7 protein-coding genes are annotated in these 4,699 nt (G+C 66.8%); all 7 read left to right on the forward strand.

Annotated features, from left to right (window positions below):
- Window positions 1-307 (forward strand): SDR family NAD(P)-dependent oxidoreductase (locus AC1DY5_RS42560; RefSeq protein ID WP_478120447.1); only part of this gene is annotated, 307 nt, incomplete at its 5' end.
- A gap of 54 nt (window positions 308-361) precedes the next feature.
- On the forward strand, window positions 362-1,336 hold the full coding sequence (locus AC1DY5_RS42565; RefSeq protein WP_478120448.1) for a Bug family tripartite tricarboxylate transporter substrate binding protein: 975 nt from the start codon (window positions 362-364) through the stop codon (window positions 1,334-1,336).
- A 90-nt stretch (window positions 1,337-1,426) separates the two neighbouring features.
- The gene (locus AC1DY5_RS42570) at window positions 1,427-2,419 is read left to right on the forward strand and encodes a Bug family tripartite tricarboxylate transporter substrate binding protein (RefSeq protein WP_478120449.1); all 993 of its coding nucleotides are present in this window, start codon (window positions 1,427-1,429) and stop codon (window positions 2,417-2,419) included.
- A gap of 148 nt (window positions 2,420-2,567) precedes the next feature.
- Window positions 2,568-3,419 (forward strand): archaetidylserine decarboxylase, encoded by an 852-nt coding sequence (asd, locus tag AC1DY5_RS42575; protein ID WP_478120450.1) that lies wholly within the window; start codon window positions 2,568-2,570, stop codon window positions 3,417-3,419.
- A 147-nt stretch (window positions 3,420-3,566) separates the two neighbouring features.
- Window positions 3,567-3,911 (forward strand): winged helix-turn-helix transcriptional regulator, encoded by a 345-nt coding sequence (locus AC1DY5_RS42580; protein ID WP_478120451.1) that lies wholly within the window; start codon window positions 3,567-3,569, stop codon window positions 3,909-3,911.
- A 46-nt stretch (window positions 3,912-3,957) separates the two neighbouring features.
- Window positions 3,958-4,308 carry an FKBP-type peptidyl-prolyl cis-trans isomerase gene (locus AC1DY5_RS42585; protein WP_478120452.1) on the forward strand — a complete coding sequence of 117 codons (351 nt, stop codon included), beginning with the start codon at window positions 3,958-3,960 and terminating at the stop codon, window positions 4,306-4,308.
- 139 nt (window positions 4,309-4,447) lie between these two features.
- A partial coding sequence (gene grpE, locus AC1DY5_RS42590) for a nucleotide exchange factor GrpE (RefSeq protein ID WP_478120453.1) occupies window positions 4,448-4,699 on the forward strand: 252 nt, incomplete at its 3' end.

Raw genomic sequence — 4,699 nt, forward strand, 5'->3', positions numbered from 1 at the left:
CCCGGGCGCCTACCTCTACGCCGGCTCCAAGGGCTTCGTGAGCACCGCCACGCGCGGACTGGCGAAGGAACTCGCGGCCGACCGAATCCGCGTCAATGCGGTGTCGCCGGGCGTGATCCAGACGCCCTTCCATGACCGCTTCTCGACGCCGCAGTTGCTCGAATCGTTCAAGGCCGCGATCCCGATGGCCCGCATCGGCGAGCCGGACGACTGCGTTGGCGCCTTCCTCTACCTGGCATCGGCGCAGCTCTCCGGCTACGTGACCGGCCAGATCCTCGAAGTGAACGGCGGCCAGTACATGCCCTGAGCCCGGCACCACCTCATCCCAGCGCACAGATCAACAACAACGGAGACAAGCGTCTTGAAAACTGGAATCCTCGGCGGCCTGGCCGCACTCTCGGCTGTGACCGCCCTGTCGCTCGGCCTGGCCGCACCGGCTGCAGCGCAGAGCGACTTCCCGAACCGCACCATCGAACTGCTGGTGCCCTACCAGCCCGGCGGCGGCACCGACGGCTTGGCGYGCACCTTCGCCGATGCCAGCCGCAAGCACATGGCGCAATCGATGGTGATCGTTAACCGGCCGGGCGCCGGCGGTGCCATCGGCTGGACCGAGGTGATCAACGCCAAGCCCGACGGCTACAAGCTTGCGGTGCTCACGGTGGAGCTCCTGACGCTGCCGCACCTGGGCCTGGCCAAGTTCAACTACGACGATTTCCAGCCGATCGCGCAGCTCAACGCCGACCCGGCGGCGATCACGGTCAAGGCCGACGCGCCCTGGAACACGGTCGAGGAATTCCTKGCCGCGGCGAAGAATTCGCCGGAAAGCGTGCGTATCGGCAATTCCGGCAACGGCTCGATCTGGCATCTGGCCGCGGCCGCGCTCGAAGACAAGACTGGCGCCAAGTTCGGACACATCCCGTTCCAGGGCGCCGCGCCCGCGGTGCTGGCCTTGCTCGGCGGGCACATCGAGGCGGTGGCGGTGAGTCCGGCCGAGGTCACGACGCACGTGCAGTCGGGCAAGCTCAAGATGCTGATCGTGATGTCCGACCAGCGCGTGAAGGGTTTCGAGAAGGTCCCGACCGCCAAGGAGCGCGGCATCGACCTGTCGATCGGCACCTGGCGCGGCCTCGGCGCGCCGAAGAACACGCCGCCCGAAGTCATGGCCAGGCTGCGCGAGATCACCGCCAAGACGGCCGCCGAACCCATGATGCGCGAAGCCATGGACAAGCAGAACCTGGGCTACGTCTACACCGATGGCGCGGTCTTCAAGGAAACCCTGGCTCGGGACAACGCCTATTACAAGAGCCTGATCACCAAGCTCAACATCAAACCCTGAGTTTTTGCGGGACCTACTAAGAGCTTGCGGGACAGACCAAGAAACTGCGCAGCAGTTTTTATCTGTCCTCAACCGACTAAGGAGACACACATGCAACGCCGCACCCTGTTCCACACCGTGCTCGCCTCGCTGGCCGGCAGTCTGCCGGCGCTGCCGGCCTTGGCCCAGAGCCAGTGGCCGACGGCCAAGCCGATCAACTACCTGGTCCCCTTCCCTGCCGGCGGCACCACCGACGTGCTGGCGCGCCTGATCAGCCAGAAACTGGGGCCTGCGCTCGGCACCAGCGTGGTGGTCGACAACAAGGGGGGCGCCGGTGGCAGCGTGGGTTCGGAAATCGCCTCCCGCGCCGCGCCCGACGGCTTCACGCTGCTGGGCGGCACCATCAGTTCGCACGCGATCAACGTCAGCCTCTATCCCAAGATCGGCTACGACCCGCTGAAATCCTTTGCGCCGGTAACGCTGATCGGCACCAACCCGGTAGTGCTGGTGGTCAACCAGGCCAGCCCTTACAAGACCCTCAAGGATCTGCTGGATGCGAGCCGGTCGAAGCCCGGCGGCCTGTCCTCGGCCTCGGCCGGCACCGGCACCTCGCAGCACCTGGCGCTCGAACTGCTGGCCTACAAGTCGGGCGTCAAGTTCACGCACATCCCGTACAAGGGCAGCGGCCCGGCGATCCAGGACGTCATCGGCGGCCAGGTCGACATGATGTTCGACACCACGGTGGTCGCCGGCCCGCACATCCAGAGCGGCAAGCTGCGCGCCCTGGCCGTGACCTCTGCCAAGCGCCTGGCCTCGATGCCCGACGTGCCGACGGTGGCCGAGTCGGGCATTCCGGGGCTGGCCGATTTCGAGGTGGTGTCGTGGCAAGCGATCTTCGTGCCGGCCGGCACGCCGGCGCCGATCGTCGACCGCCTGCACGCCGAGGTCCGCAAGATCCTGGCCCAGCCCGAGATGCAGGAGAAGATGAAGGGCTTCGGCATGGAACCGGCCGACCTGACGACCGCGCAGATCGCGGCTTTCCAGAAGGCCGAAGTCGAAAAATGGGCGCAGGTCATCAAGGCCGCCAACATCAAGGCCGAGTAGCTGGCCCCCACGCTCCCCCACTTCGTGTGGGTCGCTGACCCCCGAGGGGGCCGCAGGCCGCCTCGGGGCGGCCCGGCGCTGGCCTGATCCTACGAATGAGAGAGGAGGCGGTCGATAGAATCACCTTCCGCTGTCCTGGGAACTTCTCTTGTCCGATCGCCTCCCCGTCCTGTCGCAATACCTCATCCCCAAGCAGGCACTGACCTCTTTTGCCGGCTGGGTGGCGGGCAAGGAGCGCGGGTCGGTCACGACCTGGATCATCCGCCGCTTTGTCGCCAAGTACGGCGTCGACATGGGCGAGGCGCTCGACAGCGACATCGCGAGCTATCCCAGCTTCAACGCCTTCTTCACCCGGGCACTGAAACCCGGCGCCCGCCCGCTGGCCCGCGCCGACCTGGTCTCGCCGGTGGACGGCGCGATCAGCCAGTTCGGCGCCATCGAGGGCGACCAGATCTTCCAGGCCAAGGGCCACCGCTATTCGACCACCGCGCTGGTCGGCGGCGACGCCGCGCTGGCCGCCCGGATCCAGCACGGCAGCTTCGCCACGCTATACCTGAGCCCGAAGGACTACCACCGCATCCACATGCCCTGCGACGGCCGGCTGCTGCGCATGATCTACGTGCCGGGCGACCTGTTCTCGGTCAACCCGACCACGGCGCGCGGCGTGCCCGGACTGTTCGCGCGCAACGAGCGCGTGGTCTGCGTCTTCGAGACGGGTCGCGGCCCCTTGGTGCTGGTGCTGGTCGGCGCGACCATCGTCGGCAGCATGGCCACCGTCTGGCATGGCGTGGTGAATCCGCCGCGCGGCGGCGAGATCCGCGAGTGGCGCTACGAAGATCGGCAGTTGCTGCTGCGCCAGGGCGAGGAAATGGGCCGTTTCCTGCTCGGCTCCACGGTGGTGATGCTATTTCCGGCCCCGCCGCTGGATTTCGCGCCGGACTGGGCGCCGGCACGCCCGGTGCGACTCGGCCAAGCGATGGCCAACTACCCCGCCTCCTGAAGCCACAATCCCACGGGCCGCAGCCCGCTTGCCGCGATAGCTATAAAACTTGTAGCAACCGTCCTTCTGGGCTATAGTCGCCGGCCGATTCCGGGTGGTCTCCCACCGTCTATAAGAAAACTGCGGCAGCCCGAGGAGATGAAGTCGATGAGCAGCAAGGAAAACGCAGCGGTCAGCCAATTGCTGGCGCTGCTGGAAGCCCGCTACGCGCTGCGCGTCCTCTGGGCTCTTCGGGACGGTCATGCCCAGACCTTCCGCCTGCTGCAGGACAGCGTCGGCAGCATCACGCCGAACACCCTGAACACCCGCATCAAGGAGCTCCGCGAAGCCGGGCTCGTGAACCATGGCAGCGAGGGCTACAGCCTGACGCTGAGCGGCCAGGACCTGCTGAAGCGGCTGTCCGACCTGCAGGCTTTCGCCGGCAAGTGGCAGCAGACACAGGTCAAGAAGTTGGCGCCTCCTCCTGCGCCCGCCGCTTTGCCGGGTCGTTAAACTGCCCGGTTTTCCACCTCTTTCCCAATTCCCCAAGGAGCGCACTATGCCCACCACTCCCTCCGGCCTGCAATACGAAGACACCACGGTCGGCGACGGCGCTGAAGCCAAGGCCGGCCACCACGTGCACGTGCACTACACCGGCTGGCTCTACAACGACGGCGTCCAGGGCGCCAAGTTCGACTCCAGCCGCGACCGCAACGACCCCTTCGCCTTCTCGCTCRGCGCCGGCCAAGTCATCAAGGGCWGGGACGAAGGCGTCGCCGGCATGAAGATCGGCGGCAAGCGCACCCTGATCATTCCGGCCGCCCTCGGCTACGGCGCCCGCGGCGCCGGCGGCGTGATCCCGCCGAACGCCACCCTGAAGTTCGACGTCGAGCTGCTGGACGCGCACTGAGCCTTCCGGCGCTTCCCGCCCTCCCCAGAAATGCGCCTCCGGGCGCATTTTTTGTCTTGAAAACCGTCGGGGTAGCCCCAAATGGCTCCCTATTGTTCGTTTTTCATTGATTTCCGGCGTGGCAGCCGGCATTTTGAGCATGTCAGACCCGCAAAACACCCCCTTCAATCCCGACGCCCTGCAAGGCGAGCCCAGCCCGGAAGAACGCGAAGCCGCCCAGGCCGCGAACGAGGCCGACGCGCTGGCCGCGGCCCAGGCCGAAATCGCCGCGCTGCAGGCCAAGAACACCGACCTGGCCGACCAGTTCCTGCGTGCCCAGGCCGACGTCCAGAACGCCCGCCGCCGGGCCGACGAAGAGATCACCAAGGGCCGCAAGTTCGCCATCGAGGGC

It is taken from the genome of Variovorax sp. P4_D9, assembly GCF_056401695.1.